The following is a 25563-nucleotide window of genomic DNA, read 5'->3' as shown; positions in this document are numbered from 1 at the left end:
CCGTTCAGGACGCCTCAGCCAATGCCGCACGGACCGGGCCGACAAGGTCTGATCGGTTGTGGCAGCACTCATCGACGAGAAAGTTGACGAGTTTCCGCGTCCCGGACGGGTCCACCGAATAGAGCATGAAGCGCGAGCGACGCTCCGCCTTGACCAGGCCGGCCCGCGCCAGCGCCTGCAAATGCCCCGTCATGGTGGAGGGTGGGGTCTCAAAGCCCTGGGCCAGCTCTCCGGCCGAAACACAATCGGGGGCCTGATCGCACAAACGGCGAAACAGGGCGAGGCGCACGGGATGAGCCAAGGCTGAAAATCCGGCGAGAGCGTTGCGAGCATTCATGCCTTCCGGGTTACGGGTAAAGCATGACTACCAGATTGGGTTTTGGTGAAAGTTTTGCGACAGATGGCCTGTCCCGGCAGGGACGGACTCCGCTCAGGCCGCGCTATGCCGTTTGGGAAAGACACGGTCGATCAAGCGGCTGACCAGCCCGTATCGCACGCCCCGCGGGCGGCGGGCCGGATCCGACACCCGGGCCAGGCCTGCCAGCGAGGTGGCTTCGCACACCCTGCCCGTTTTGCGGAAGACCGCCGCCTCGCCACCGATCCGGGCTTCCATCACCCAGGTCTGGTCGCCTTCCAGCGCATCCGCGAGGCGGGCGCAGGCACCGTGATCAGCACCCAGGAGCACCAGCACACCGCCATCACGCAGACGACCGGACACGTGGCGCCAATTGGCGGCCATGGCCGGGAAGCCTGTTTCGGCGCCGAAAATGGCCAGGTCGAACGGAGCGGCGTTTACATCGGAACGCGCCGCCGGACCGCCGCTCAGCGCATCGGTCGGAATGGCGCGACTGTCACAAGCGGCCTGCAAGGCCTCGATCGCCCCCATCGGCGCCACGATCTGGTGATGTGCGCCTGCCTTCAGACAGACCGCGCCCAGATCACCGGCGCCGATCTGGATGGTGCGCTGGCCGGACTCGAGCACGGCCGCAAGATAGTCAGCCACCATGTCATCCTGGATCCGCGCGCGCTTGGTCGGAAGGCGGCGGATATCCCCGGCAGGCCGTGTCTGGGTCATCGTCATGGCGTGTTCCATTCGTGAACAAGGCGTTAACGTCTGACCGGGCCGTCGCAAGCGGCGGGCCAATTCGTCAATCTTCCGGTAACCCTGTTGCGTCGCAACGTGAAAACCCGTTGCTTCGTGCGCGGTGCGGGGGTTTCCTGCCAGCATGACCCAAGCCGATTCTTCGCCGCCCGCGGTGAAGCCGCATATTGTCGACGAGCTGATCGAGGACAGGGCGCCACGCCTGATCCACACACCGATCTGGCCGCTGATTCGCACAATCGGCTATCCCATGCTGGGTTATCGACGCGCCGTCGCCATGGCCGATGCCATCGCCGACCTGTCCGGCACGGAATGCTTTGAATGGGCGTCCGACTATCTTCGGCTGAACACCGATTATAGCGGCCTGGACAATGTCCCGGAGAGCGGGCCCTGCGTGATAGTCGCCAATCACCCGGGTGGGATCGCAGACGGCATCGCCCTCTGGGACAGCTTGAAAGCCCGTCGCTCCGACCTGCTCTATTTCGCCAATAACGACGCCTTGAAGGTCTGTCCCGGCCTGGAAGAGCGGATCATTCCGGTCGTTTGGCGCGACGAGCACCGCAATCGCAATCAGAGCCGGGAAGTCCTGCGGCGCGCGATCGATGCTTTCAAGGGCGGCCAGTGCATTGTCCTGTTCCCGTCCGGCCGCATGTCGGAGTGGAGCTGGAAGCATTGGGGTCTGCGTGAAAAACCCTGGCAGCCGACCGCCATCAGCCTGGCCCGGAAATTCGGCGCTCCGGTCATCCCGCTGGCCGTGCGACAGCGCATGCCTCTGCTCTACTACGTGCTCGCCCAGATCAATGAAGAGCTCAAGGACATGACGATTTTCCACGGCCTGATGGGCAAGGCCGGCGCAAAATACAAACTCGCCTATGGTCGCCCCATGATCATCGGCAAGGAGGACGGCAGCGACGCCCACGTCACCGAAATGTTCCGCGACATCTGCGAACGGATGGCTTGGGAGCGCTAGTGCGCCTCCATCCGGTTGATAAGGGTGTAGTTCGAGCCTTCCGACACTGCGTAGACGATGTCGGGTCTGCCATCTTCATTCAGATCGCCGACACTGAGGTTGTAGGTATCCGAACCGTCATCGCCGACCTCAACCGCGATGAACCCGTCGGGCGAACCGAGATACACACGGTTTCGGACGCCAGCATTGGCGATCGCGATGTCCGTCCGACCGTCCTGGTTGAAATCTGCCAATGCCAGCCCGAACACAACATCCGTATCTGCCCCGAATCGTTCGATCCGATCAAAACCGCCAACTCCATCATTCACGAAGACGAGACTTTGAGCCTCCAGCCCACCGGCGATGATGTCGGGAAAGCCATCCCCCGTGACATCGCCAACCTCAACCGCCCGGATTTCCATCGCCAACTCACCGCCGAGCAGTTCAGGGGCTGAAAAACCGCCGTCGACGTGACCGCGATAGAGCACCACGCCCTCCCCACCCCGGTTCGAGAAGACGAGATCGAGCCGGTCGTCTCCGTCCAGATCACTGATCGCGACCTGGATGGTCTGCCAGGCACCCGGCAGTTCAATATCGGCGCCGAAATTGCCTTGGCCATCATTGAGGAAGTAGCGATTGGCCTCGCCACGCTGGACCAGGACGAGGTCCTGGTCACCATCGCTATCTAGGTCGGCAGCCGCGACGCTCCGGGCCTGGGCGACCGGACCAAGTTCGCGGGGGGCATTGAAATTGGCCTCGCCGTCATTGAACAGGAGCAGGACCGGCAGCAGGTCGCGTGCGATGGCGGCATCGAGATCACCGTCACCATCGAAATCCGCCAGCGCCGCCTCATATCCCGTAGCGCGATCCGCACCTGCATCCCGCGCCGACCGGAAAAAGCCCATGCCGTTATTGAGGAAAACTTCATCCTGCTGGATCCAGTGGCGGCCATTGACCGCAAATCCGTCCAGATCACCATCGCCATCAAGATCGCCGAGATTGACCGAGGCGGTCAGCGCCGTCTCCTCGCCGAAAAAATTGAATGGGTGCAGCCAGAAGGGGTCCTGGGCCTGGGCAATGGCTGTGACACCGCAAGCGAGCACCAGACCGATAGCGAGATGCTTCATGAAAACCCCTCCCGAACCGTGCCAAGCTACGCGCGGACCGCCCACTCCGCCAGTTACGCTTTTGTTGGGTTGCAACCCAACAAAAAAAGCCCCGCCGGGGTCTCCGGCGAGGCTTGATTTCGACAGTGTCGCGACAGACTAGCCTTCGCGTTCGACCATCATCTGCTTGATCTCGCCGATCGCCTCGGCCGGGTTCAGGCCTTTCGGGCAGACCTGGGCGCAGTTCATGATGGTGTGGCAGCGATAGAGCTTGAACGGGTCGTTGAGCTCGTCGAGACGCTCGCCTGTGGCTTCGTCGCGGCTGTCGGCGAGCCAGCGATAGGCCTGCAGCAGGGCCGCCGGGCCCATGTATTTGTCGCCATTCCACCAATAGGACGGGCAGGCCGTCGAGCAGGAGGCGCACATGATGCACTCGTACAGACCGTCCAGCTTTTCGCGCTGTTCGGGGCTTTGCTTCCACTCTTTCTCCGGCGCCGGCGTATCGGTCTTGAGATAGGGCTTCACCGCAGCGTGCTGGGCGTAGAACTGTGTCAGATCCGGGATCAGGTCGCGGACCACCGGCTGGTGCGGCAGCGGGGAGATCGTGATCGCACCCTTGTATTCATCGATGCCGGAGGTACAGGCAATCGTGTTACGGCCGCCGATATTCATCGAGCAGGACCCGCACACGCCTTCGCGGCAGGAACGACGGAAGGCCAGCGAGGCGTCGACATTGTTCTTGATCCACAACAGGGCATCGAGAACCATCGGCCCGCAATCATCCATGTCGACCTTGTAGGTGTCCCAGCTGGGCGCCTCATCGGTTTCCGGATTATAGCGATAGACCTTGAAGGTCCGCGTATTCTTCGCCCCGTCCGGCGTTGGATGGGTCGTGCCCTTTTTCGGGGCGGAACCTTTGGGGAGTGTCAGCTGAACCATTTGGGTCCTCGTTCAGTTCACAACGCGCTTGGCGCGCGGGATCATCAGTTTCAGGCCGGACCAGATCGAATCGACGGCACACACTTTCACATCGACCAGGTCGATGGGCAGGGCGACGTCACGGATCACGTCCTCGGTCATATCGGTTTCGACTTTCGACGCCTTCTTGGGCCAGGAGACCCAGATCATGCCGTCTTGCCGTATGGATGAGCGCAGGCGCGGCAGATCGGTCTCGAACTCGGCACGCACCTTGGTGAAATAGTGCACGAAATCGAGGTCGTCTCCGCCCTTGGCGGTCGATTGTTCACGGGCAAAGACCGCCGCCGCGCGCAGATCGTCATGCGCCTCGGGCAAATTCAGGAATGCCACCGCCTGCCCGTCCTTGAGGCCGAGCTTTTTTGGCAGGGGCGTGCCTGAATATCCGGCGGCTTGCACCATGCCTAGTAAACCCGCGCCTTCGGCTTGATGTACTCGATATCGTTGGACATCGTGTAGGTGTGGACCGGGCGATAGTCGATCTTCACATTGCCGGCCTCGTCGCACCAGGCGAGGGTGTGCTTCATCCAGTTCTCATCGTCGCGGTCGGAGAAATCCTCGCGAGCATGGGCGCCGCGGCTCTCTTCGCGATTGGCCGCGCCATTCACGGTGACGGCCGCCTGGCTGAGCAGGTTATCCATCTCGAGGGTTTCCATGAGATCGGTATTCCAGACCATGGTCCGGTCGGTGACACCGATATCGGCCATGCCCGTATAGACCTGCTTGATCGCCTCGACGCCCTCATCCAGCACTTCGCCCGTCCGGAAGACGGCGCAATTATTCTGCATGGAGCGCTGCATTTCGAGGCGCAGTTTGGCGGTTGGCGTGCCACCGGACGCATTGCGATACTTGTCCAGCCGATCCAGCGAGACTTGGCCGTCCGTGGCCTTGATCTCGGGCTGGCTGGCACCGGCCTTGGTCGTCTCGCCCAGGCGCAGGCCAGCGGCACGGCCGAAGACCACGAGGTCGATCAGCGAGTTCGAGCCGAGGCGATTGGCGCCGTGCACCGAGACGCAGGCGGCTTCGCCGACAGCCATCAGACCCGGCACGACCGTATCGGCATCGCCGCCGACCTTGGTCAGCACTTCGCCGTGATAATTGGTCGGGATGCCGCCCATGTTGTAGTGGACGGTCGGCAGGACCGGGATCGGCTCCTTGGTCACGTCAACGCCGGCGAAGACGCGGGCGCTTTCGGAAATGCCCGGCAGGCGCTCGCCGAGAATATCCGGATCGAGATGATCGAGATGGAGATGGATATGGTCGCCATTGGCGCCGACACCGCGGCCTTCGCGGATTTCCATCGTCATCGAGCGTGAGACAACATCACGGGAAGCGAGATCCTTCGCCGACGGCGCATAGCGCTCCATGAAACGCTCGCCGTTGGAATTGGTCAGATAACCGCCTTCACCGCGGGCACCCTCGGTGATCAGGCAGCCCGCGCCGTAAATGCCGGTCGGGTGGAATTGCACGAATTCCATGTCCTGCAGCGGCAGGCCGGCGCGCAGCACCATGGCATTGCCGTCACCCGTACAGGTGTGGGCCGAGGTGGCGGAGAAATAGGCACGGCCATAGCCGCCGGTCGCAAGAACGACCGTCTGGGCCCGGAAACGGTGCAGCGTGCCGTCATCGAGCTTCCAGGCGGTGATACCCCGGCAGACGCCGTCATCATCCATGATCAGGTCGAGGGCGAAATACTCGATGAAGAACTCGGTCTCATTGCGGACCGACTGGCCATACAGCGTGTGCAGGATGGCGTGACCGGTCCGGTCGGCGGCGGCACAGGTCCGCTGGACCGGGCCTTCGCCGTAATTCTTGGTCATGCCGCCAAAGGCGCGCTGATAGATCTTGCCGTCCTCGGTGCGCGAGAAGGGCACGCCCCAGTGCTCGAGCTCGTACACAGCATCGGGCGCATTGCGGCAGAGATATTCAATCGCGTCCTGGTCACCCAGCCAGTCCGACCCCTTGACGGTGTCATACATGTGCCAGCGCCAGTCATCCTCACCCATATTGCCGAGCGAGGCGGAAATTCCGCCCTGGGCCGCAACCGTGTGCGAACGGGTCGGGAAGACCTTGGTGATGCAGGCGGTCTTCAGACCGGCCTGGGAAGCTCCGAGTGCCGCGCGGAGGCCCGAGCCCCCGGCGCCGACGACGACCACGTCATAGGTGTGATCGATCCAGTTGTATTCGGCCATGTGGTGCGTCCGTTAAAGCGCGAGTTTGAGCAGGGCGAAGGCGGTAACGAGCCACAGCCCCAGCGTCAGGAAAGTATTACCCAGCATGAGCACCATTTTGGTGCCCGGCTTGTGGATATAGTCCTCGATGATCACCTGCATACCCAGGCGCATGTGCGACAAACCCGCCGTCAGGGTGAGCAGCGTAATGATGGCGCCCGCCGGGCTGGCGAAGAAGTCGGCGGCACTCGCCGGCGCGCCGGACTTCGCCAGCATCCAGACGAAGACAGGCGCCAGGAAGAACAGGGCGATCGAGGTGACCCGATGGGTGATCCAGTGACCGGCTGCGTGGCCGGACGCACCGAGGCCGCGAACCTTGGCGGCGGGCGTTCTGTAATCGCTCATGGTCAAATCCCCAGCTCGATCCAGACCAGTGCGGTCGGAATGACGGCGCCGACAATGATCAGCACGGAGCGCAGATTGGAACCGGCCGGATCATAGCCCTTGCCGGCATCCCAGACGAGGTGACGCAAGCCATTGAGCCAGTGGTAACTGACCGCATAGGTCAGGGCGATCAGGCCAAGCTGCGTGACCCAAGCCATCCAGCCCTCGAAGAGAAAGCCGACCGCGCCCTCGGCGCCGAATGCCAGCAGGATCACCCAGACGCTGATCGCGACAGCGCCGATATAATTCGCCACGCCTGTGGCACGATGAAGGATGGATGACGCCATCGTCGCGTGCCAGCGCCAGACCTGAAGGTGTGGCGACAACGGACGCGGATCAGACCAGTCGGAAGCCATGCGGCAGCCTTTCGCTCTTTTGTCCGGAACCTGCGCGGCAGCCCCGCCGTCGCAGAAAGTCAGTGCTGATGCAGCACAATAGGCCTGAAGCTGTCAGGGTCAACGCGACAGGAAGTGCACCGCTGACAACATCCAGACATTTTTTCAGGGATTCGGTACGCAATCCCGTTTGAGAACGGTCCGGCACGCCCTAGGTTAAGCCTGTCCATCAAGGAGATCGACATGACCCAAGTCCAGCCATCCGCCGTCGTGACAGGCGCCTCCACAGGGATCGGCGCTGCCTGTGCCAAGCGTCTTGTCGATGAGGGCTGGCGTGTCTTTGCCGGCGTGCGAAAGCCGGGAGATGGCGAGCGCCTCAAGGCCGATCTGGGCGCCAGCCTCATCCCGGTCATTATCGACGTCACCGACACGGCGAGCGTCAAGGCCGCCGCCAAGACAGTCGGCGCGATGCTCGACGGCCAGACGCTGAAAGGCCTGGTCAATAATGCCGGTATCGCCGTCGCGGGCCCGATGCTGGAATTGCCGCTCGAGGAATTCGAGAACCAGATGGACGTCAATGTGACCGGCATTGTTCGCGTCACCCAGGCTTTCGGACCACTTCTCGGCGTCGATGAAAGCCTGAGCGGTGAGCCGGGCCGGATCGTCATGATGTCCTCGGTCGCCGGCGAAATGGGGGCGCCCTTCCTGGGACCCTATGCCGCGTCCAAACATGCTGTTGAGGGGATCAGCAAATCGCTGCGTCGCGAGCTCATGTTGTATGGCATCGAGGTTGTCGTGATCGGGCCGGGCGCTGTTGCGACGCCGATCTGGTCCAAGGCCGAAGAGATCGACACCACGCCGTATGAGAACAGCCCCTTCTTCGAGGCCATGACCCGCATCCAGGGCTGGATGGCCAAGAACGGTCCTGCCGGCTTCCCGCCGTCGAAGATCGCGGACCGGGTCTTCCGCGGGCTGACAGAGGCCAAGCCACGCTTCCGCTATGCCATCGTGCCGGACAGGCTGACCAATTGGTCGCTGCCCCGCATCCTGCCCGAGCGGCTGGTCAACAACATGGTTGCCAAGCGCGTCGGACTTCAACGCAAACATCGCTAGATGCGCATTTCCGCTAGTTAATTTGATCAGATGTCCGGTTTGTCGCTGAATACGACCCACTCGGGGAGACACGCATGCTGCACACACTTCTGGTCACTGTCGGGACGCTTGCCCTTCAAGCGGCCGACGAACCCGCCAAGCTGGACTACACGCTCGATATCTCCAGCGAAGCCGGGGTGACCTACGTCACCGTCGAACTGAATCTGGCTGGCGAGGCCGACGGCGAAACCGGCATCATTCTGCCCAATAGTTGGGGGGGTCAGGACGCGTTGTGGGGTGCCATTGATGACATCTCCCTGACCAGCGATGGCAGCCCAGCGACCATCCGGACAGGTGATGACCCATCAAGTCTGACCCTGACACACACTCCCGGTGCAGACCTCAGCCTGCGCTATACGATCACGCCGGAACGCACTGGCGAACCGCAAGCTGCGCTGGACGACAATTATCGCCCCTATGTGGAACCGGACTGGGTTCATCTTATCGGGCAGACCATATTTGCCTTTCCTGATTCCGACGCGGATTTCGATGTCGAGGTCGCGCTCACGGCGCCGGATGGCTGGGCGCTGGCATCGGACCTCGAACAGGGTGACCTCGACGTCAATACACTGCTGACCAGCATCACGGTGGCCGGCGATTTCAGACTCCAGGACAATCTGGTCGACGGTGCCTCCCAGCGGGTCGCCATTCGCGGTGACCAGGCCTTTACCGATACCGACATGGCGCAGTCCGTCAGCCAGGTGCTGGCCGCCAATGCCGCCTATTGGGGTGCCGAGGCCGAACCCTTCCTGGTCACGGTTCTGGAACTGGAGGCTGAACCGGGCGTGATGAGCGTCGGCGGCACCAATCTGGGCGATGCCTTTGCCTTCTTCACGACCAGCAATGCGGAGGGCGCCATTCTCCTTCGCATCCTCATGCATGAACATGTCCACACCTGGATCCCCGGCCGCGTCGGTGGGGCCATTACAGGCGACACCGAGCCGTCCGGATACTGGTTCTCCGAAGGCTTCACCGACTTCCTGACCCAGCGCGCGGCCGTGCGGGCCGGGCTGTGGCCAGCGGACGTCGCAATCGAGACCTGGAATGAAGCACTGGTGGAGAACCACGCCTCACCGGTTCGAGATGCGCCCAATGACGCCATCATCGCCGGCTTCTGGACCGATGGCGATTTTCAGCGTCTACCCTATCACCGCGGCATGATCTTCGCGGCCCTCATCGACCAGACCATCCATGCCGAAACCGGCGGCCGCCTTGATCTCGACGACGTCCTTCTGGCCATGCGGGATGATCCTCCCGCTGAGCCCGCGCCGCTCGCGTTTGCGGATCGGGTTCTCGATGTCACGGGTATCGACATCGCTCCCCTGATCGAACGCCACATCATCAATGGCGAACCGGTCAGCCTGCCAGCCGAGACATTCGGGGCCTGCGGCCTTGTCGAGACGGTCAGCGAACCGGTCTTCGTCTATGGCATGTCAGGGCAGCGCAATGCCGATGATCGCTACGAGATCGCTGCCGTCGATCCGGACGGGCCGGCGGCGCCCGCGGGCTTCCAGCCCGGCATGATCATTCTGGAACGCCTCGAAGGGGCCGTGGGCGACGCTACGGTGGACAGTGTGCTGCGCGTCCAGACACCGCAGGGCGAGACTCTCGACCTGCGCTACCGCCCGACCAATGGCGAGGTACAGACCTATCCGCGCATCACGGTGGCGCCCGGCGATCTCGTTTCGAATGGCTGCACGGCACGGCTGGCGGGCTTGCCCGCAACCGGCACAGACTGATCGGATCCGCGCGATGACGGCCCGGCTTGCGGGTCGTCGCGTGCCGGGCCATCCTCTGGCCAACAGGGGAGAGATTTATGCTTTTTCAACGACCCGCGCGCCTGCTCGCCGGCGCCTCGCTGCTCGTCTTGGGCATGACCGCGCCTGCCGCTCTTGCCATGTCGCCGGCGGACCAGACCGCCAAGACTGCCTTGACCACGCAGGACGAGACGGCCGCCAGCGCTTTCGCCCAACTGGTCGAGGATTTTGAAGCTTTCGAGCATGAGAACAGCCCCGGCGCCCGCGCTCGCGACGGCGATCTGGAAGCGGCCGGCGAATGGTTTGACGTTGCGCCCGAAAGCCTCGCCGCCCAGGCCGAGGCCGAAGCCGGGTTTCTGGAACGGCTCGAAGCCATCAACGTCGACGCGCTCGATGAGAATGACGCGACCTCCTATGCCGTACTCGACTACATCCTGCGTTTCCGGGTGGAATTGGCACCCTTTGACGAAATGCGCGCCCCGTTCCGGAATGACAGCGGCTTCTTCTCGGCCCCGTCCTATGCCTCCGCCTCGACCCGCCCGCGCACAATTGCCCGCGCCGACGCCTGGGTCGCGCGGATCAATGCCATCCCGGATTATTTCGACGCCAATATCGCCTGGATGCGGCAGGGGCTGGAAGACGGCTTCACCCAACCGCGCCTGATCGCCGAGCTGGCCGCCTCCCAGATCGAATCGCTGAGCGACCCGGAAACGCTGACCACACTCCTGATCGCCCCGATCGACCGCTTGCCGGAAGGTCTGCCGCAAGCCGAGCGTGATCGCGTGCGCGCTGACGCCGAGGCTGCCATTCGCGACGCCGCCATCCCGGCCTACGAGGCTCTGCTCGCCTTCTTCCAGGACGAGTACATCCCGCAGACCCGCGAGAGTCTGGGCATTTCGGAAACTCCGGAGGGTCGCGAATACTACCAGACCGTCGTCCGCTACCACACCACACTGGATACATCGCCGGAGGAGGTTCACCAGCGCGGCCTCAATGAGGTTGCGCGCATCCGGGCGGAAATGGACGACGTGATTTCCCGCACGGGCTTCGAAGGCACATTCGCGGAATTCCTGAACTTCCTGCGCACGGACCCGCAATTCTACGCCGAGACACCGGAAGAATTGCTGATGCATGCAGCCTGGATATCGAAGCGGGCCGATGACGCCATGCCGCGCTTCTTCGGCAATCTGCCGCGCCTGCCCTACGGCGTCAGGCCCGTTCCGGACACGATGGCCCCAACCTATACGACGGGCCGCTACTGGCCGGGCGATCTCGAAAATGGTGTGGCCGGCGGCTACATGGTCAACACCTATGACCTCACCCAGCGCCCGCTTTATACCTTGCCGGCCCTGACGGTGCATGAGGCCGTGCCGGGTCACCACCACCAGATCTCGATCGCCGCCGAGCTCGAAGACGTGCCGGATTTCCGCCGCGACAGCTATATCACCGCCTTTGGCGAGGGCTGGGGTCTCTATACCGAGACACTGGCCACCGATATGGGGCTCTATACAACGCCCTATGAGGAATTTGGCCGCCTGACCTATGAGATGTGGCGCGCCTGTCGTCTCGTGGTCGATACCGGCATCCATTACATGGGCTGGACCCAGGCCGAGGCTGAAGCCTGCCTGCTGGAGAATTCAGCCCTGGCGCCTCACAATGTGCGCACCGAGGTCCAGCGCTATATCTCCTGGCCAGGCCAGGCGCTGGCCTACAAGTCCGGGGAGTTGCTGATGCGTGATTTGCGCGCCCAGGCCGAAGCCCGGCTTGGCGCAGACTTCGACATCCGGGCCTTCCATGATCGGCTTCTGGACGATGGCGCCATGCCGCTGTCAGCCCTGGAAGCGAAGATGCTGGCCTGGATCGGTGAGCAGGAAGCGGAGCTGGCGGAGGCGGTCGAATGATCGCCTTTGCCCTGACCGACGCCCTGGTCACGATCGGGGCGATTCTCGGCATTTATCTACTCTGGCCGCACCGGCGCAATGGCAAGGTCCGGATGATCCGGCTGGGCCTCGGACTGATGGGCTTTGCCGCACTGATCGGGGCGATCCGTTTTGCCTCGGGACAGGTCGACGCCCTCGCCGAAGCACACAGCCTGACCAGCCAGTTCGCAGCGGCGGCCGGCCTGCTATTGATCGCCACCGGGTTGTTGCTGAAAGCGAATGATGCCCGACTGGATCCGGGCATCACTCGCTATGTGCGATACGGCATTCCCATGCTTGTCGTTTTCCTGATGATTTTCCCCGGAACGGGCGGCGTTCTCGGCTTCCTGCCGACGCTGGCCTTCATCCTCGGACTGATCGGCAGCGGCATGTTGATCATGCACGGCCAGCGCCCGGCGGGCCTGGCCTGGCTGGCCAGCTTCCTGGTGCTTGGCGTGGCCTCCATCCTGATAGGGGGAAGCCGAACCGAAACAACATTCGGGATCACCAACTGGCACCTCTACCACGCCCTGCTCGGCATCTGGGCGGTCATGGTTGGCGAGGCGACCAAGCGGGTCATGGCCCGATCCTGACACCGGAGTGACGGAGTGATTGCCCGCGCGGCTTGACGATGGGCAGCCACTCCACCACTTATCCGCACGCCATGAGCACGCATGATGACAATCCGGCCGCTTCCGGTGCCGACACCCCGCCGACACGGCCGGTCGACACCGAAGCCGGGCTCGACATTCTGACCTTCGGCTGCCGGCTCAATGCCTGGGAGAGCGAGGTCATGCGCAAGCATGCGCGTGAGCAGGGGCTGACCAATACAATCCTGGTGAACACCTGCGCCGTGACCAATGAGGCGGTGCGCCAGGCACGCCAGCACATTCGCCGAGCGCGCCGCGACAACCCCGACGCCCGGATCATCGTCACCGGCTGTGCCGCCCAGGTCGATCCGGACATGTTCGGCAACATGCCGGAAGTGAACCGTGTCATCGGCAATGACGAAAAACTCAAGGCGGAGACTTTCAAGCCGGCTGACCTTCTCGGTGGTACCGAGAAAGTGCGCGTCAACGACATCATGAGCGTCACCGAAACGGCGGGCCATCTGGTCGAGGGCATGGAGGGCCGCGCCCGCGCCTATGTTCAGGTCCAGAATGGCTGCGACCATCGCTGCACCTTCTGCATCATCCCCTATGGCCGTGGCAATTCACGCTCGGTCGGAGCCGGCGAGGTGGTTGACCAGATCAAGACGCTCGTTGACAGCGGCCATAGCGAAGTCGTGCTGACCGGTGTCGACCTGACCTCGTGGGGTGACGACCTGCCCGGAACGCCGCCGCTGGGACGCCTGGTCCAATCCATTCTCAAGCATGTGCCTGACCTGCCGCGCCTGCGGCTGTCTTCGATCGACGCCATCGAGATTGACGAGGCGCTGTTCGAAGCCGTCACCGGCGAAAACCGGATCGCACCCTATCTCCACCTGTCGCTGCAGGCCGGCGATGACATGATCCTCAAGCGCATGAAGCGCCGGCATCTGCGCGATGACGCCATCGCCCTGTGTGATCGGCTGAAGTCAGCTCGACCCGAGATCGCGTTTGGCGCCGACATGATTGCCGGTTTCCCGACCGAGACCGAGGCCATGTTCGATAATTCGATCCGGCTCGTCGACGAATGCCAACTGGCCTATCTGCATGTATTTCCCTACTCGCCGCGCCCGGGCACGCCGGCGGCCCGCATGCCTCAGCTTGAACGGGCCGTCATCAAGGATCGCGCCACCCGGCTGCGCGCGAAGGCCGATGAAGCGCTGGTCGCTCATCTCGACGGCATGATCGGCATCGAGAAGGCCGCGCTGGTCGAAAAACCGGGCTTCGCGCGGGCCGGCAATTTTGCCAGTATCCGCATACCCGAAGCCGACATTCCGCGGCCCGGTGCGCTTGTCGATATCGCCATATCCGGGCATGACGGGCGCGAACTTCAGGGGGTCATCACCGGATGAGCGAGAAGAAACCGGGCTTCTTTTCCCGACTGGCGCAGGGGCTGAAACGCTCCTCCACCAAGCTGGGCGACAGCGTCACTGCAATTTTCACCAAGCGAAAGCTCGACCGCGAAGCGTTGGACGAGCTGGAAGATGTCCTCATCGCAGCCGATCTCGGCGCGGCCGCGGCCATGCGTGTCACCGAGCGCCTGGCCAAGGATCGCTTCGACAAGGAAGTGTCGGATGAAGAAGTGCGCGAAGCGCTCGCAGACGTCGTCGCCGAAACCCTCACACCACTGGAACAGGCGCTCGATCTCGGCGGCAGCAAACCGCAAGTCGTCCTGTTTGTCGGGGTCAATGGCTCGGGCAAGACCACGACCCTGGGCAAGATTGCCGTGAAGCTGAAGCGCGAAGGCCGGAATCCGATCCTCGCCGCCGGCGACACGTTCCGCGCGGCCGCGATCGAACAGGTCTCGATCTGGGGTGAGCGGGCAAACGCCCCGGTCATCAAGCGTGAAATCGGCGCCGATGCGGCAGGCCTCGCCTATGACGCCATCGACCGGGCCGATCGCGACGGGCATGACGTCGTGCTGATTGACACGGCCGGCCGGCTTCAGAACAAGGCCGAGCTGATGGATGAGTTGAAAAAGGTCGTGCGGGTCATCAAGAAGCGGATGCCGGACGCGCCCCATCATGTCGTGCTTGTGCTCGATGGCACCGTCGGCTCCAACGCGGTGTCCCAGGCCCAGGCCTTCCTGGAAGCCTCGGACGTGACAGGCGTGGTGATGACCAAGCTGGACGGAACCGCCAAGGGCGGCGCCCTCGTCCAGGTTGCCGAGAATTTCCAGCTGCCAATCCACTATATCGGCATTGGCGAGGGCGAGGCTGACCTCCAGCCCTTTTCCGCACGGGATTTCTCGCGCGCATTGGCCGGGCTGGAAGGCTGACGCGTGGACAACACGCTCGCCTTTGCCACAGTGGCGATGCTGGGCTCGGCGCTGGCTCACGCCATCATGACCCTGCTGACCAAAAAGGCGGATGACCGGCTGGTCTTTCGGGGCCTGACCCAGGGCTTTCTGGCCATTCTCATCCTGCCCTGGCTCCTCTTCCAGCCGATACCGCCCTGGGAAGTCTGGCGTTTCCTGCTCGCCGGGGCCCTGGTGATCTGGGCCTTCAACATGCTGCTGGTCGCCGCCTTCAATGAGGGCGAGATGAATCTGGCCTACCCCGTCATGCGTGGCGCCGCCCCTGCCCTGGCAGCGATTGCCGCCTTTGTCTTTCTCCAGGAAGCCGTCAGCCCGGGTCAGATGGCCGGACTGGGCATTGCCACCGCCGCCCTGATCGGCTTTGCCTGGCCGGAGAAGGATGGTCGCCCGAAATTGAAACTCATCTTGCTGGCCCTCGCCGCAGCGAGCATGACGGCCAGCTATACCGTCATCGACGCGGCAGGCGTGCGAACGTCCGGCCAGCTCTTCATCTATCTGGGCTGGTTCTTTGTCCTGTCCGGCTTGACCATCCTGCCGACGGCCATCTTCCGACGCGGCGCGCATTTCCTCGCGATCGCGCGGCAGGAGACAAGGCCGGCCCTGATGTGCATGGGTTTCAATCTCGCCACCTACGGCCTCGCGCTCTACGCCTATGCCAATGCACCGGTTGCGCCGATGGCAGCCCTGCGAGAGCTCTCCATCGTGCTGGGTGCGCTGCTCGCCGCCCTCGTACTGAAGGAACCCTTCGGCGGACGGCGCATCACGCTTGCAATCTGTCTTGCTGCCGGGCTCGTATTGCTTCAGGTGATGTAAACCGCAAACGGAGAGCCGATCTTGGCCCAGACCCAGAAAACGTCCGAGCAGAGCTCGCGCCTCCTGATCGATGCCGGCCCCATCGGGGTGTGGATCGTCGTCTACAATGTCGCCCGCATGATTGCGGCCGATCAGGCGATCTATATCGGTACCGGCGCCTACATGATCGCCGCAACGATCGCCCTGGTGATGTCGATCCGGGTCGAGAAGCGGATCCCACCCATGCTCGTCTTCACGACGGTCATCGTGCTCTTCTTTGGCGCTCTGGGGATTTTCCTGCAGGACCCCGTCTTCATCTACGCCAAGCCGACCATCATCAATCTTTTCCTGTCCTATCTGATCCTCGTCAGCCTCGCCTTCGGCCAGAACATCTGGAAGGTCTTCTTCAAGCACATTTTCGAACTGACCGACCGGGCCTGGATGCTGCTGGCAATTCGCTGGGCGCTCTGGTTCCAGTTCCTGGCCTTCCTCAACGAGGTGATGTGGCGCCACATCACCGACAGTGTTGTGCCGGAGAGCGCGCGCTGGTTTGCCGGGCTGGAGCTGAGTGAGGCCTTCTGGTCCAACGCCAAGCTGGGTGTGATGGTCCTGTCGATCGGTTTTGCCGCATCACAAATGCCGCTTGTGCTGAAGAACCAGCCCAAAAATCCGGATGGTGGGTAGAACCGATACCGGCATTCCGTGCTCGGACATTTGTCATTCTCGCGTTATAAATCCGACCTAGGATGAATTCCCGAGCACACGGGGGGCGTCATGGCGCACGACAAGCACGACACCAAGGCCTTCCACCTCTCGGAATCCCCGGGACACCTGCTTCATCGCGCCCAGCAATTTGCCGCGGAACGCTTCACCAAGGCGATGGCCGGGGCGAAGCTGACCCAGCGCCAATTCGCCGTCCTGCACGCGACTGCGGAGGAGGAGGGGCTGACCCAGACCCAGCTGGTGAAGTCGACCGGGATTGATCGATCCACCCTGGCCGAGCTGGTCGCGCGAATGGTCAAGAATGGCCTCCTGGAACGCGAGAAACTCGCCGATGATGCACGCGCCAATGCGGTCAAACTGACAGCCGATGGGCGCACGCTTCTGGAGGCAGCTACGCTCGGGGCCATGGACGCGGACAAGGCCATTCTCTCCGCCCTCCCCAAGAACAAGCGGGCCAGCTTCCTGGAAACCCTCCGCCGCATCGCCGAGACGCTCGAGAAGGGCGAGGAGGCAGCCAAGGCGGCCAAGCTGAAGGCCAAGGAAAAGAAGAAGAAGGCCAAGAAAAAGGCGAAGGAGAAGGCCAAGGCCAAGGCCAAGAAGGCCGAAAAGAACGCCAAAAAGGCCAGGACGCCCAAGGCTGCCCGGAAAGCCGACGCCGCCTAGTCGCGACTGGCGCGATCGAGGGCCGGATAGATCGCGTTGCGCAAGGCGTCCGAGGTCAGCGGTCCAGGCCAGCGGGCGTATATCTCGCCATCCTTGATGACCAGGGTCTCCGGCGCCCCGTTAATGCCCAGCGCGGTGACCGATGCATTGTCGACATCCTGCATCACGCCGACAAAGGGATTGCCGAGATCGTCCAGGAATTGCTGGGCGTCTTCGGGCGTGTCCCTCCAGTTGAGCCCATAGATTGCAATCCCCTCACTGCGCAGCGCCATCAGCACTGGGTGCTCGGCATGACAGGGGGCACACCAGCTGCCCCAGACATTGAGCAGCCAGACACCCTCGACCTCATCCGGCTCGAAACCGGCGCGTGCTTCCAGCGTTTGCATCTGCAGTACCGGCAGAGCTTGTGTCGGCGGCGGCGCCTGATCGGCCAGATAGCGCCAGCCCAGGGCTGCCACGAGACCGAGCACCGCCAGCCAGGCAATGAGGCGAGCCCACGGCATCACGCTTCATCCTCTTCAAGCCGGCGCAAGGCGGCCTGTGCCGCACGACGTTCCATGATCGCATGCACGACCAGGCCTGCGAGCGCGGCAAACGAGAGCCCCCAGGTCGGCCAGACGAAGGCCGCATACCCGCCCATGTCCAGAAACGCGTTCATGATACGGCCTCCTCTCGTGCCCGGGCCGCCTGCTCACGCTGGCGCTGCAGGGTCCGGGCACGGCGCCGCAAGGCCTGGCTGCGCAGGCGATAGAGGATCAGCCAGCCGGCAAGGAAGCTGTACCCCAATGCCATGATGGCCAATGGCCAGAGCTGGCTGGAATGGATGGTCGGGCCATCGAAGCGAATAACCGAGGCCGGCTGGTGCAGGCTGGACCACCAGTCGACCGAGAATTTCACGATCACCAGATTGATAATGCCGGCCATGGCGAGGATGGCCCCGGTCCGGGCCGCCTGCTGGACATCCTCGAGCGCGGCGCGCAGGGCCATATAGCCCAGATAGACAAGAAGCAGGACCAGCACGGAGGTCATCCGGGCATCCCATTCCCACCATGTCCCCCACATCGGCTTGCCCCAGAGCGAACCGGTGAACAGGGCCAGAACGGTGAAAACGGCGCCGATCGGGGCGATCACCTCCGCCGCTGCATCCGCCAGCGCATGGCGCCAGACGAAATAGACGAAACTCGCCGCCGCGAGCGCCGCATAGAGTGCCATCGCCATGTAGGCGGCGGGCACATGCACATACATGATCCGGATCGTCTCGCCCTGCTGGTAGTCCGGCGGCGATGCGAAGAAGGACAGATAGACCCCCACGGCGAGCAGGCCGAGCGCCAGCACCCCGAAAATCGGGACCAGGGTCCGGGCCAGCTGATCGAAACGCTGGGGGTTGGAAAAATAGGACAGCATGTCAGCTGATTACTTTGCGACCGACCAACCGGCAAGTGCGGCAAACGATCCCGTCCCGGGCCACAAGAGGACGCGACGGCACAGACAGCGCGGTCGGGCGCCCGGCATTTCCGGTGAGGCACGGGTCAGCCGACCTAACCCAACCGGCTACGGATCGCCGCGGCAATACCGAAGGGAGCAAGCGCGATTGTGCCAAGCGAGACCGCCGCAGTGAGCAAAAGATTGGCCAAGGCCCGCTCGTCACCCTCGAAGGCAGAGCGTCCGGCGCCCGCGGCAAAAATCAGGACCGGCACCATCATCGGAGTCGCAATCAGGGCAATCAGCAAGCCGCTGCGCCGTATCCCGGCGGCGAGGGCACCGGCAAATCCGGCAATCAGCGACAGCGCCGGGATAGCTGCCAGCAGCGCCAGTGCGCCCATCATGGCCGGTTGGACGGGCACGCCGTACATCATCGCGCCGAGGCATCCGATCACCGGCAGGGGCCAGAGTGTGGCCAGCGCCTGACCCGTGACCTTGGCCAGTACCAGCCAGGCCGGCGAGACGCCGCTGAGCAGGTAGAGCTCGGCGGTTCCATCGCCATGATCATCACCAAACAGGCGGTCGGCGGATTGCAGGACGGAGAGCAGCGCGGCAAAGCCCATGATACCGGGCCCAACCGCGGAGAGGAGGTCTGCCGCCGGACCGATGGCCAGCGGTGCCAGGGTTATCGCGGCGAGGAAAAAGGCTGCCGGCCCGGCTGCGCCGCCGCCACCGGCCCAGGCCAGGCGAGCCTCTCGCATGAAGATCGCTCCCAGCGCGCTCATCGATGCGCTCCCAGATCAATCCGCCTGGCATCAGGCCAGTCGAGCAATTGATGGGTCGCGGCAACCACACTGCCGCCGCGGGCACGGTGCCAGGCGACAAGGGAGGCCAGCCGCGCGCGACCGCCGCCGTCGAGCGGACCGGCCGGTTCATCGAGTAACCAGATCGGGCGATTGGCCAGGGCGACGCGCACCAATGCCGTCCGCCGCTGCTGGCCGCGCGACAGGCGCGCAGCGGGCCGGTCGATCAGGCTCTCCACCGCCATCGCCCGCATGAGCGGTAGAATGGCCTTCCGGCTCTGCCCGGTGAGGTCCGCCCAGAAGCGCAGCGCAGCGCGGGGCGTCTCATTGGGCTTGAGGCCATCGGCATGCCCAAGCCAGCCCAGACAATCCGCAGCAACCTCACCGGGAGGCAGCTCGCCGAAACGAATGTCACCCGCATCGGGTCGGATAAAGCCGGCAAGCGCTCTGAGCAATGTCGTCTTGCCGGTCCCGTTCGGGCCGCTCATGAGCACGGCATCCCCGGGCGCGAGATCAAGCGAAAAACCGCGGACCAGCTCAATCCCCCCGCGCGCCAGCGACAAACCGGAAACCCGGAGTGTTTCCGTCACAAGTTCCGGCATGTCCGGAGAAATTTCGATCGCGCTTTGCATGGTCATGCATGTCGCCTGACCGCGCGCCATCCGTCAACGCACGGAACGCCGCATTGCAGCAAACCGAATGTCCGGCTAAAACCCCGCCAAAACATATGGCCGTAACCTGCGGCTACCCTCCCCACCGGGTATTTTACCCCTGACCTCATGAGGACGACGCATATGCCCTCTCTCGACAGCTTTTCCTGTAAACGCACCCTCACCGCTGCCGGTGAAACCTATGTCTATTATGACCTGAAGGTCGCCGAAGCGAATGGCCTGGCCGGGGTTTCCCGCCTCCCGGGCTCGCTGAAAGTGCTTCTGGAAAACCTGCTGCGTTTTGAAGACGGCAAGACCGTCACCAAGGCTGATATCGAGGCGATGGCCGAATGGCTGACGACCCGCAAGTCGACCCATGAGATCGCTTACCGCCCGGCCCGCGTGGTCATGCAGGACTTCACCGGTGTTCCGGCCGTGGTCGACCTCGCCGCCATGCGCGATGCCGCGACCAAACTCGGCGCAGACCCGGATCGCATCAACCCGCAAGTCCCGGTCGACCTCGTGATCGACCACTCGGTCATGGTCGACAATTTCGGCCAGGCCAACAGCTTCGCCAAGAATGTCGAACGCGAATACGAGCGCAATGGCGAGCGCTACAAATTCCTCAAATGGGGCGCCAAGGCGTTTGACAATTTCCGCGTCGTCCCGCCGGGCACGGGCATCATCCACCAGGTCAATCTGGAAAATCTTGCCCAAGCTGTCTGGACCAAGGAAGAAAACGGCGAAACCGTCGCCTATCCCGACACCTGCGTTGGCACTGACAGCCACACCACCATGATCAATGGCCTCGCCGTCCTGGGTTGGGGTGTCGGCGGTATCGAAGCCGAAGCAGCCATGCTCGGCCAGCCGGTCTCCATGCTGATTCCGGAAGTCATCGGCTTCGAGCTGACCGGCAAGCTGCCGGAAGGCGCGACCGCGACCGACCTGGTCCTCAAAGTCGTCGAAATGCTTCGCAAGAAGGGCGTGGTCGGCAAGTTTGTGGAGTTCTACGGCACCGGCCTCGACCATCTTTCCCTGGAAGACGAAGCCACCATCGCCAACATGGCGCCCGAATACGGTGCGACCTGCGGCTTCTTCCCGGTCGACAACGAAACCCTCGCCTATCTCAAGGCCACCGGCCGCGATGACAAGCGCGTCGCGCTCGTGGAAGCCTATTCCAGGGCCCAGGGCATGTTCCGCCCGGAATATGACGCCGACCCGACCTTCACCGATACGCTGCACCTGGACATGTCGAGTGTCGTGCCGGCCGTGTCCGGTCCCAAGCGTCCGCAGGACTGGATCGAGCTGTCCAATGCCGCTGCCGGCTTCGCGCGCATCATGGAAAGCGAGTACGGCAAGGGCGACGAGCTGGACAAGTCTGCACCGGTCACTGGTGAGGATTTCCCCTTCACCAATGGCGATGTCGCGATCGCGGCCATCACCTCTTGTACCAACACATCCAACCCGTCCGTCATGCTCGGCGCCGGCCTCCTCGCCCGCAACGCCGTGGCCAAGGGCCTCAAGACCAAACCCTGGGTGAAGACCTCGCTGGCTCCGGGTTCCCAGGTTGTGACCGATTATCTGCTGCGCGCCGGCCTGAATGACGATCTCGACGCGCTGGGCTTCGATCTCGTGGGTTATGGTTGCACCACCTGTATCGGCAATTCGGGCCCGCTGCCGCCGGCCATTTCCAAGACGATCAACGAGAATGACCTCGTCGCGACGTCCGTACTGTCGGGTAACCGCAACTTCGAAGGCCGGATCTCGCCGGATGTGCGCGCCAACTATCTGGCCTCGCCGCCGCTGGTTGTCGCCTACGCCCTGGCGGGTTCGATGAAAGTCAATCTGGTCACCGACCCGCTGGGCCAGGACCAGGACGGCAATGACGTCTATCTGAAGGACATCTGGCCGAGCTCGGCAGAGATCGCCGAAGTGGTGCGCACCTCGGTCACGCCGGACATGTTCGCCAAGCGCTATGCCGACGTGTTCAAGGGTGATGACGCCTGGGGCGGTATCGAAGTCTCCGGTGGCCTGACCTATGCCTGGGACCACACATCCACCTATGTTCAGAACCCGCCCTATTTCGAAGGCATGACGATGGATCCGGAAAGCCCGGGCGATGTCATCAATGCCAAGATCATGGGCCTGTTCGGCGACTCGATCACGACCGACCACATTTCGCCGGCCGGTTCGATCAAGGCCGACAGCCCGGCTGGTCGCTACCTGCAGGAACGTCAGGTTCCGGTGCTGGAGTTCAACTCCTACGGCTCGCGTCGCGGCAATCACGAAGTCATGATGCGCGGCACGTTCGCCAATATCCGCATCAAGAACAAGATGCTGGACGGCGTCGAGGGCGGTTACACGCTCAAGGACGGCAAGCAGGTCGATATCTTTGACGCCTGCATGGAGCACCAGGCCGCGGGTACGCCGCTGGTCGTGTTCGGTGGCAAGGAATACGGCACGGGCTCCTCACGTGACTGGGCAGCCAAGGGCACGCGCCTGCTGGGCGTGAAGGCCGTCATCGCCGAGAGCTTCGAGCGTATCCACCGCTCCAACCTGATCGGCATGGGTGTCCTGCCCCTGCAATTCGAGGATGGTGGAAGCTGGGAATCGCTCGGCATGACCGGTGACGAGACAGTCACGATCAAGGGCATTGAAAGCCTCGAGCCGCGCGCCGTGATGACCGTCGAGATCACTTTCCCGGACGGCGCGGTGAAAACCGCCCCGGCCCGCGCCCGGATCGATACCGAGAACGAGCTCGAATACTTCCGCCATGGCGGCATCCTGCACTACGTTCTGCGCAACCTCGCAGCGTCGTAAGTCGCCGGACAGCATTCTCCCGCCCGCGTCACGTCCAATTGATTGGATGATGCGGGCGGGCATGCTTATCTAGATGCCATGAAATGGCTCCTTCCCCTTTTGCTCGCAGTCATGAGCGGGCTGTCACTGCCGGTTGCGGTCGCTCAGGATGACGCCGAGGCGCCCTGCGAAGAGCGCCCGGTCCTGGTCGAGCTCTTCACCAGTCAGGGCTGCGGGCTGTGCCCGGAAGCGAATCGCTATCTCGGTGAACTGGACCAGCGCGAAAACGTCTTCGTGCTCGCCTATGCGGTGTCCTACTGGGACATGTATGGCTGGACCGACACCTATGCCCGACCGGAATATGTCCAGCGCCAGCGGACCTATCTGCCGCGGCTCGACGTGCCCCGTCTCTACACGCCCCATTTCGTGGTTGATGGCGTGACCGATGCGCCCGGCTGGGAGCGCGATGCCGTTGCCCTGGCCGTGGGCGAACGCCTGACGGCCATGCCGGACAGCCCGGTTATCACGGTTGCCGACGGTCCCTTCGGCTCCTTTCAGGTCACGCTGGACGGCAATGCGCCGGAAGAGGAACTGGATGTCTGGCTCGTCGCCTACTCGCCCGGATGGGCCACGGTGGAAGTCCGCGCGGGCGAGAATGACGGCCTCGACATGCTTCACTACAACATGGTCAAGAGCATGACATATCTGGGAAATTGGTCGGGCGGACCGGCCACTTTCACCGGTGAGAGTTTCCGTCGCTATGGCACGGTCGCCATCGTTCAGGGCGCCAATGGCGGCCCCGTTTATGGCTATGCCCGGGTCGCCCCCAGCGAGATGGCCACCCGCTAGCGCGGTGCGCGTTTTGCCAGGATGCGCTGCAGGGTGCGGCGGTGCATGTTCAGCCGGCGCGCGGTCTCCGAGACATTGTGATCACACAGCTCGAAAACGCGCTGGATATGCTCCCAGCGCACGCGATCGGCCGACATCGGGTTCTCCGGCGGCTCCGGCTTGTCTTCCGGGTGGGCCAGCAGCGCCTTGATGATGTCATCGGCATCGGCCGGTTTGGAGAGATAATCCACGGCGCCGGCTTTCACGGCAGCCACTGCCGTCGCGATATTGCCGTAACCGGTCAGCATCACGACACGGCAATCGGCGCGCGAGGCGTGCAACGCCTTGACCACATCCAGTCCGTCCCCGTCCTGCAGGCGCAGGTCCAGCACGGCGAAGGCCGGTGGGTTGGAGCGGGCCACTTCCTTGGCCTCATCAACACTGGCCACGGCCGAGACGATGAAACCGCGACCGGTCATGGCACGGCCAAGACGGGTCCTGAAGGGCGCATCATCGTCCAGGATGAGAAGGGATTTGTCTTCGGGAAGCTCGTATTCGATCTCGCTCACGCGTCGGTCCTCGTGAATTTTGGTCTTTGTCCATTATCTAGCCCAGTGCAGGCGTCGCCTCCACCCGTTTGCGCGGCCAGCGGATTGCGACGATCGCACCACCCGGCCCGGGCGCATTGTCAAAACGGACCACACCCCCGCTTTTCTCGATCATGGTCTTGGCGATGAAGACGCCGAGCCCGAGACCGCCCTGACCGGGAGTCCCCGACCGGGTCGTAACATAGGGCTCACCGATCTTGGAAAGAATGTCCGAGGTAAAACCAGGCCCGTCATCGAGCACACGAACATAGATGTTGGACCGGTCCCATCGCCCTTCCACAACAACGCGGGAGGCCGCGAAATCTACTGAGTTTTCAATGAAATTCCCGATGCCATAGAGCAGCTCCGGAATGCGCCGCAGGACAGGCGCATCGCCATCGCCGGTTTCCGACAACTCGACGGTCACGACCGGGCCAAGGCCGCGCAAGGGCACGCTCGCCTCCTCGAGCGCGGCGAGAAACTCGATACGATCATGACGTTCATCGGAGGCTTCCTGCACCTCGCCCAACCGCTTCAGTATGTCGCGGCAACGGCGCGCCTGTGCAACCAGGAGATCGGCGTCCTCGGCCAGCGGCGAGTCGGCCTCGATCTCGCGGAGCATTTCCTTGGCGGTCAGCTGGATGGTTGCCAGCGGCGTTCCCAGCTCATGCGCGGCAGCGGCCGAAAGGGCACCCAGTGCCGACAGGCGCTGCTCGCGGGAAAGAACGCTCTGGGTTGCCGCCAGCGCCGTGGCCATGCGTCTGCCTTCCTGACTGACCCGCCAGGAATAAACGGCGGTAAAGGCGACGGCGATGAAGATAGCCGCCCACAGGCCAAAGACATACATGCCCGGCAGGTCAAGCGTGTCACCGCCATACCAGGGCAGGGGCAGGCTCCACAGCCACATCGCACCTGTCCCGCTGATCGCAACCGCCGCGACACCGCCGGACCAGTGCGCCGGAAGGGCAGCGACGGCAATGATGATGGGCGCTGCGAGCATCACGATGAAGGGATTCTGCAGGCCACCTGTCAGGGTCAACAGCGCACACATCTGGAGGATGTCGAAACCCAGCTGGGCGAAGGCTTCCCAGTCTCGGGCGAATTTCTGCGGCGGCACGGCAAGGGTCAGCCAGGTATTGACGAGCGCGCTCATGGCAATCAGGCCGAGGCAGAATCCGATCGGCAGCTCGAACCCGACGACGAAATGCACGACGAGAATGGTCAGCGTCTGTCCGCCAACCGCGAGCCATCTCAGCATGACCAGCGTACGCAGGCGCAGCCGCCCGAAGACCGGTGTCAGATGGGCGTCCCCGCCATAGGGGTCCCAATCGCTCTCACTCATCGCGTGCTTGCCTCCTGAAAGCGTGACCGCGTCCGGTTATGGACAGGGAGCGGGCTTGGCCCTACCTTCGCATCCGCAGC

The 25563-nt window shown here is 63.3% G+C and carries 27 protein-coding genes; 12 read left to right on the top strand and 15 right to left on the bottom strand.

Features of this window, described 5'->3' with window-relative positions; all coding sequences use genetic code 11:
• Positions 1-4: 4 nt before the first annotated feature.
• Positions 5-337 (bottom strand): ArsR/SmtB family transcription factor, encoded by a 333-nt coding sequence (locus JXQ94_RS15470; protein ID WP_421924672.1) that lies wholly within the window; start codon positions 335-337, stop codon positions 5-7.
• Between the two features lie 93 nt (positions 338-430).
• Entirely contained in the window at positions 431-1081 is a 651-nt protein-coding gene (locus JXQ94_RS15465; RefSeq protein WP_421924671.1) for a hypothetical protein, read from the bottom strand.
• Positions 1082-1226: 145 nt separating this feature from the next.
• On the opposite strand from JXQ94_RS15465, the gene JXQ94_RS15460 reads away from it, so the two are divergent.
• On the top strand, positions 1227-2072 hold the full coding sequence (locus tag JXQ94_RS15460; RefSeq protein WP_421924670.1) for a 1-acyl-sn-glycerol-3-phosphate acyltransferase: 846 nt from the start codon (positions 1227-1229) through the stop codon (positions 2070-2072).
• Here the strand turns inward: JXQ94_RS15460 and JXQ94_RS15455 are convergent.
• The 6 genes from JXQ94_RS15455 to sdhC form a co-directional block, all read right to left on the bottom strand.
• On the bottom strand, positions 2069-3178 hold the full coding sequence (locus JXQ94_RS15455; RefSeq protein WP_421924669.1) for an FG-GAP repeat domain-containing protein: 1110 nt from the start codon (positions 3176-3178) through the stop codon (positions 2069-2071). The genes JXQ94_RS15460 and JXQ94_RS15455 overlap by 4 nt on opposite strands.
• A gap of 138 nt (positions 3179-3316) precedes the next feature.
• Positions 3317-4096 (bottom strand): succinate dehydrogenase iron-sulfur subunit, encoded by a 780-nt coding sequence (locus JXQ94_RS15450; protein ID WP_421924668.1) that lies wholly within the window; start codon positions 4094-4096, stop codon positions 3317-3319.
• Positions 4097-4108: 12 nt separating this feature from the next.
• Positions 4109-4534 (bottom strand): DUF3052 domain-containing protein, encoded by a 426-nt coding sequence (locus JXQ94_RS15445; RefSeq protein WP_421924667.1) that lies wholly within the window; start codon positions 4532-4534, stop codon positions 4109-4111.
• A 2-nt stretch (positions 4535-4536) separates the two neighbouring features.
• Entirely contained in the window at positions 4537-6324 is a 1788-nt protein-coding gene (gene sdhA / locus JXQ94_RS15440) for a succinate dehydrogenase flavoprotein subunit (RefSeq protein ID WP_421924666.1), read from the bottom strand.
• A gap of 12 nt (positions 6325-6336) precedes the next feature.
• Entirely contained in the window at positions 6337-6708 is a 372-nt protein-coding gene (sdhD, locus tag JXQ94_RS15435; RefSeq protein ID WP_421924665.1) for a succinate dehydrogenase, hydrophobic membrane anchor protein, read from the bottom strand.
• A gap of 2 nt (positions 6709-6710) precedes the next feature.
• Positions 6711-7103 (bottom strand): succinate dehydrogenase, cytochrome b556 subunit, encoded by a 393-nt coding sequence (sdhC, locus tag JXQ94_RS15430; protein WP_421924664.1) that lies wholly within the window; start codon positions 7101-7103, stop codon positions 6711-6713.
• A gap of 222 nt (positions 7104-7325) precedes the next feature.
• Between sdhC and JXQ94_RS15425 the strand changes: the two genes are divergently transcribed.
• The 9 genes from JXQ94_RS15425 to JXQ94_RS15385 all read left to right on the top strand — a co-directional run bounded on the left by JXQ94_RS15425 (position 7326) and on the right by JXQ94_RS15385 (position 17052).
• Entirely contained in the window at positions 7326-8195 is an 870-nt protein-coding gene (locus JXQ94_RS15425) for an SDR family oxidoreductase (RefSeq protein WP_421924663.1), read from the top strand.
• Positions 8196-8269: 74 nt separating this feature from the next.
• Positions 8270-9973 (top strand): hypothetical protein, encoded by a 1704-nt coding sequence (locus JXQ94_RS15420; protein WP_421924662.1) that lies wholly within the window; start codon positions 8270-8272, stop codon positions 9971-9973.
• Between the two features lie 77 nt (positions 9974-10050).
• The gene (locus JXQ94_RS15415; RefSeq protein WP_421924661.1) at positions 10051-11892 is read left to right on the top strand and encodes a DUF885 domain-containing protein; all 1842 of its coding nucleotides are present in this window, start codon (positions 10051-10053) and stop codon (positions 11890-11892) included.
• Positions 11889-12503 carry a hypothetical protein gene (locus JXQ94_RS15410; protein ID WP_421924660.1) on the top strand — a complete coding sequence of 205 codons (615 nt, stop codon included), beginning with the start codon at positions 11889-11891 and terminating at the stop codon, positions 12501-12503. The genes JXQ94_RS15415 and JXQ94_RS15410 overlap by 4 nt, the downstream gene beginning before the upstream one ends.
• Positions 12504-12541: 38 nt before the next feature.
• Positions 12542-13909 (top strand): tRNA (N(6)-L-threonylcarbamoyladenosine(37)-C(2))-methylthiotransferase MtaB, encoded by a 1368-nt coding sequence (gene mtaB, locus JXQ94_RS15405; RefSeq protein ID WP_421924659.1) that lies wholly within the window; start codon positions 12542-12544, stop codon positions 13907-13909.
• Positions 13906-14835 carry a signal recognition particle-docking protein FtsY gene (gene ftsY / locus JXQ94_RS15400; RefSeq protein ID WP_421924658.1) on the top strand — a complete coding sequence of 310 codons (930 nt, stop codon included), beginning with the start codon at positions 13906-13908 and terminating at the stop codon, positions 14833-14835. Before mtaB ends, ftsY begins: the two co-directional genes overlap by 4 nt.
• Positions 14836-14838: 3 nt before the next feature.
• On the top strand, positions 14839-15687 hold the full coding sequence (locus JXQ94_RS15395) for an EamA family transporter (protein ID WP_421924657.1): 849 nt from the start codon (positions 14839-14841) through the stop codon (positions 15685-15687).
• A gap of 21 nt (positions 15688-15708) precedes the next feature.
• A complete protein-coding gene (locus JXQ94_RS15390; RefSeq protein ID WP_421924656.1) occupies positions 15709-16350 on the top strand; it encodes an inner membrane-spanning protein YciB in 642 nt (213 codons plus the stop codon).
• Between the two features lie 90 nt (positions 16351-16440).
• Positions 16441-17052: a MarR family winged helix-turn-helix transcriptional regulator gene (locus JXQ94_RS15385; RefSeq protein ID WP_421924655.1), complete on the top strand. Its 612-nt coding sequence runs from the start codon at positions 16441-16443 to the stop codon at positions 17050-17052.
• Here the strand turns inward: JXQ94_RS15385 and JXQ94_RS15380 are convergent.
• The 5 genes from JXQ94_RS15380 to ccmA all read right to left on the bottom strand — a co-directional run bounded on the left by JXQ94_RS15380 (position 17049) and on the right by ccmA (position 19915).
• Positions 17049-17555, bottom strand: coding sequence for a redoxin family protein (locus JXQ94_RS15380; protein WP_421924654.1), 507 nt, complete (start codon positions 17553-17555; stop codon positions 17049-17051). The two genes, JXQ94_RS15385 and JXQ94_RS15380, sit on opposite strands and share 4 nt — an antisense overlap.
• The gene (gene ccmD / locus JXQ94_RS15375) at positions 17555-17710 is read right to left on the bottom strand and encodes a heme exporter protein CcmD (protein ID WP_421924653.1); all 156 of its coding nucleotides are present in this window, start codon (positions 17708-17710) and stop codon (positions 17555-17557) included. The genes JXQ94_RS15380 and ccmD overlap by 1 nt, the downstream gene beginning before the upstream one ends.
• A complete protein-coding gene (gene ccmC, locus JXQ94_RS15370) occupies positions 17707-18456 on the bottom strand; it encodes a heme ABC transporter permease CcmC (RefSeq protein WP_421924652.1) in 750 nt (249 codons plus the stop codon). The genes ccmD and ccmC overlap by 4 nt, the downstream gene beginning before the upstream one ends.
• 134 nt (positions 18457-18590) lie before the next feature.
• A complete protein-coding gene (locus JXQ94_RS15365) occupies positions 18591-19259 on the bottom strand; it encodes a heme exporter protein CcmB (RefSeq protein WP_421924651.1) in 669 nt (222 codons plus the stop codon).
• Entirely contained in the window at positions 19256-19915 is a 660-nt protein-coding gene (ccmA, locus tag JXQ94_RS15360) for a heme ABC exporter ATP-binding protein CcmA (protein WP_421924650.1), read from the bottom strand. The genes JXQ94_RS15365 and ccmA overlap by 4 nt, the downstream gene beginning before the upstream one ends.
• Positions 19916-20071: 156 nt before the next feature.
• Here ccmA and acnA point away from each other — a divergent pair, with 156 nt between their 5' ends.
• The gene (gene acnA, locus JXQ94_RS15355; protein ID WP_421924782.1) at positions 20072-22747 is read left to right on the top strand and encodes an aconitate hydratase AcnA; all 2676 of its coding nucleotides are present in this window, start codon (positions 20072-20074) and stop codon (positions 22745-22747) included.
• Between the two features lie 111 nt (positions 22748-22858).
• On the top strand, positions 22859-23575 hold the full coding sequence (locus JXQ94_RS15350; RefSeq protein WP_421924649.1) for a DUF1223 domain-containing protein: 717 nt from the start codon (positions 22859-22861) through the stop codon (positions 23573-23575).
• Here the strand turns inward: JXQ94_RS15350 and JXQ94_RS15345 are convergent.
• Both JXQ94_RS15345 and JXQ94_RS15340 read right to left on the bottom strand, forming a co-directional pair.
• Positions 23572-24123 carry an ActR/PrrA/RegA family redox response regulator transcription factor gene (locus tag JXQ94_RS15345; RefSeq protein ID WP_295694984.1) on the bottom strand — a complete coding sequence of 184 codons (552 nt, stop codon included), beginning with the start codon at positions 24121-24123 and terminating at the stop codon, positions 23572-23574. The two genes, JXQ94_RS15350 and JXQ94_RS15345, sit on opposite strands and share 4 nt — an antisense overlap.
• Before the next feature lie 37 nt (positions 24124-24160).
• A complete protein-coding gene (locus JXQ94_RS15340) occupies positions 24161-25483 on the bottom strand; it encodes an ActS/PrrB/RegB family redox-sensitive histidine kinase (protein WP_421924648.1) in 1323 nt (440 codons plus the stop codon).
• Positions 25484-25563 lie beyond the last annotated feature (80 nt).

The organism is Maricaulis maris (genome assembly GCF_049116555.1).
GTDB lineage: Bacteria > Pseudomonadota > Alphaproteobacteria > Caulobacterales > Maricaulaceae > Maricaulis > Maricaulis maris_C.
Note: the sequence above shows the minus strand (reverse complement) of the source record. Positions and strands in the feature narration are given on the sequence as shown.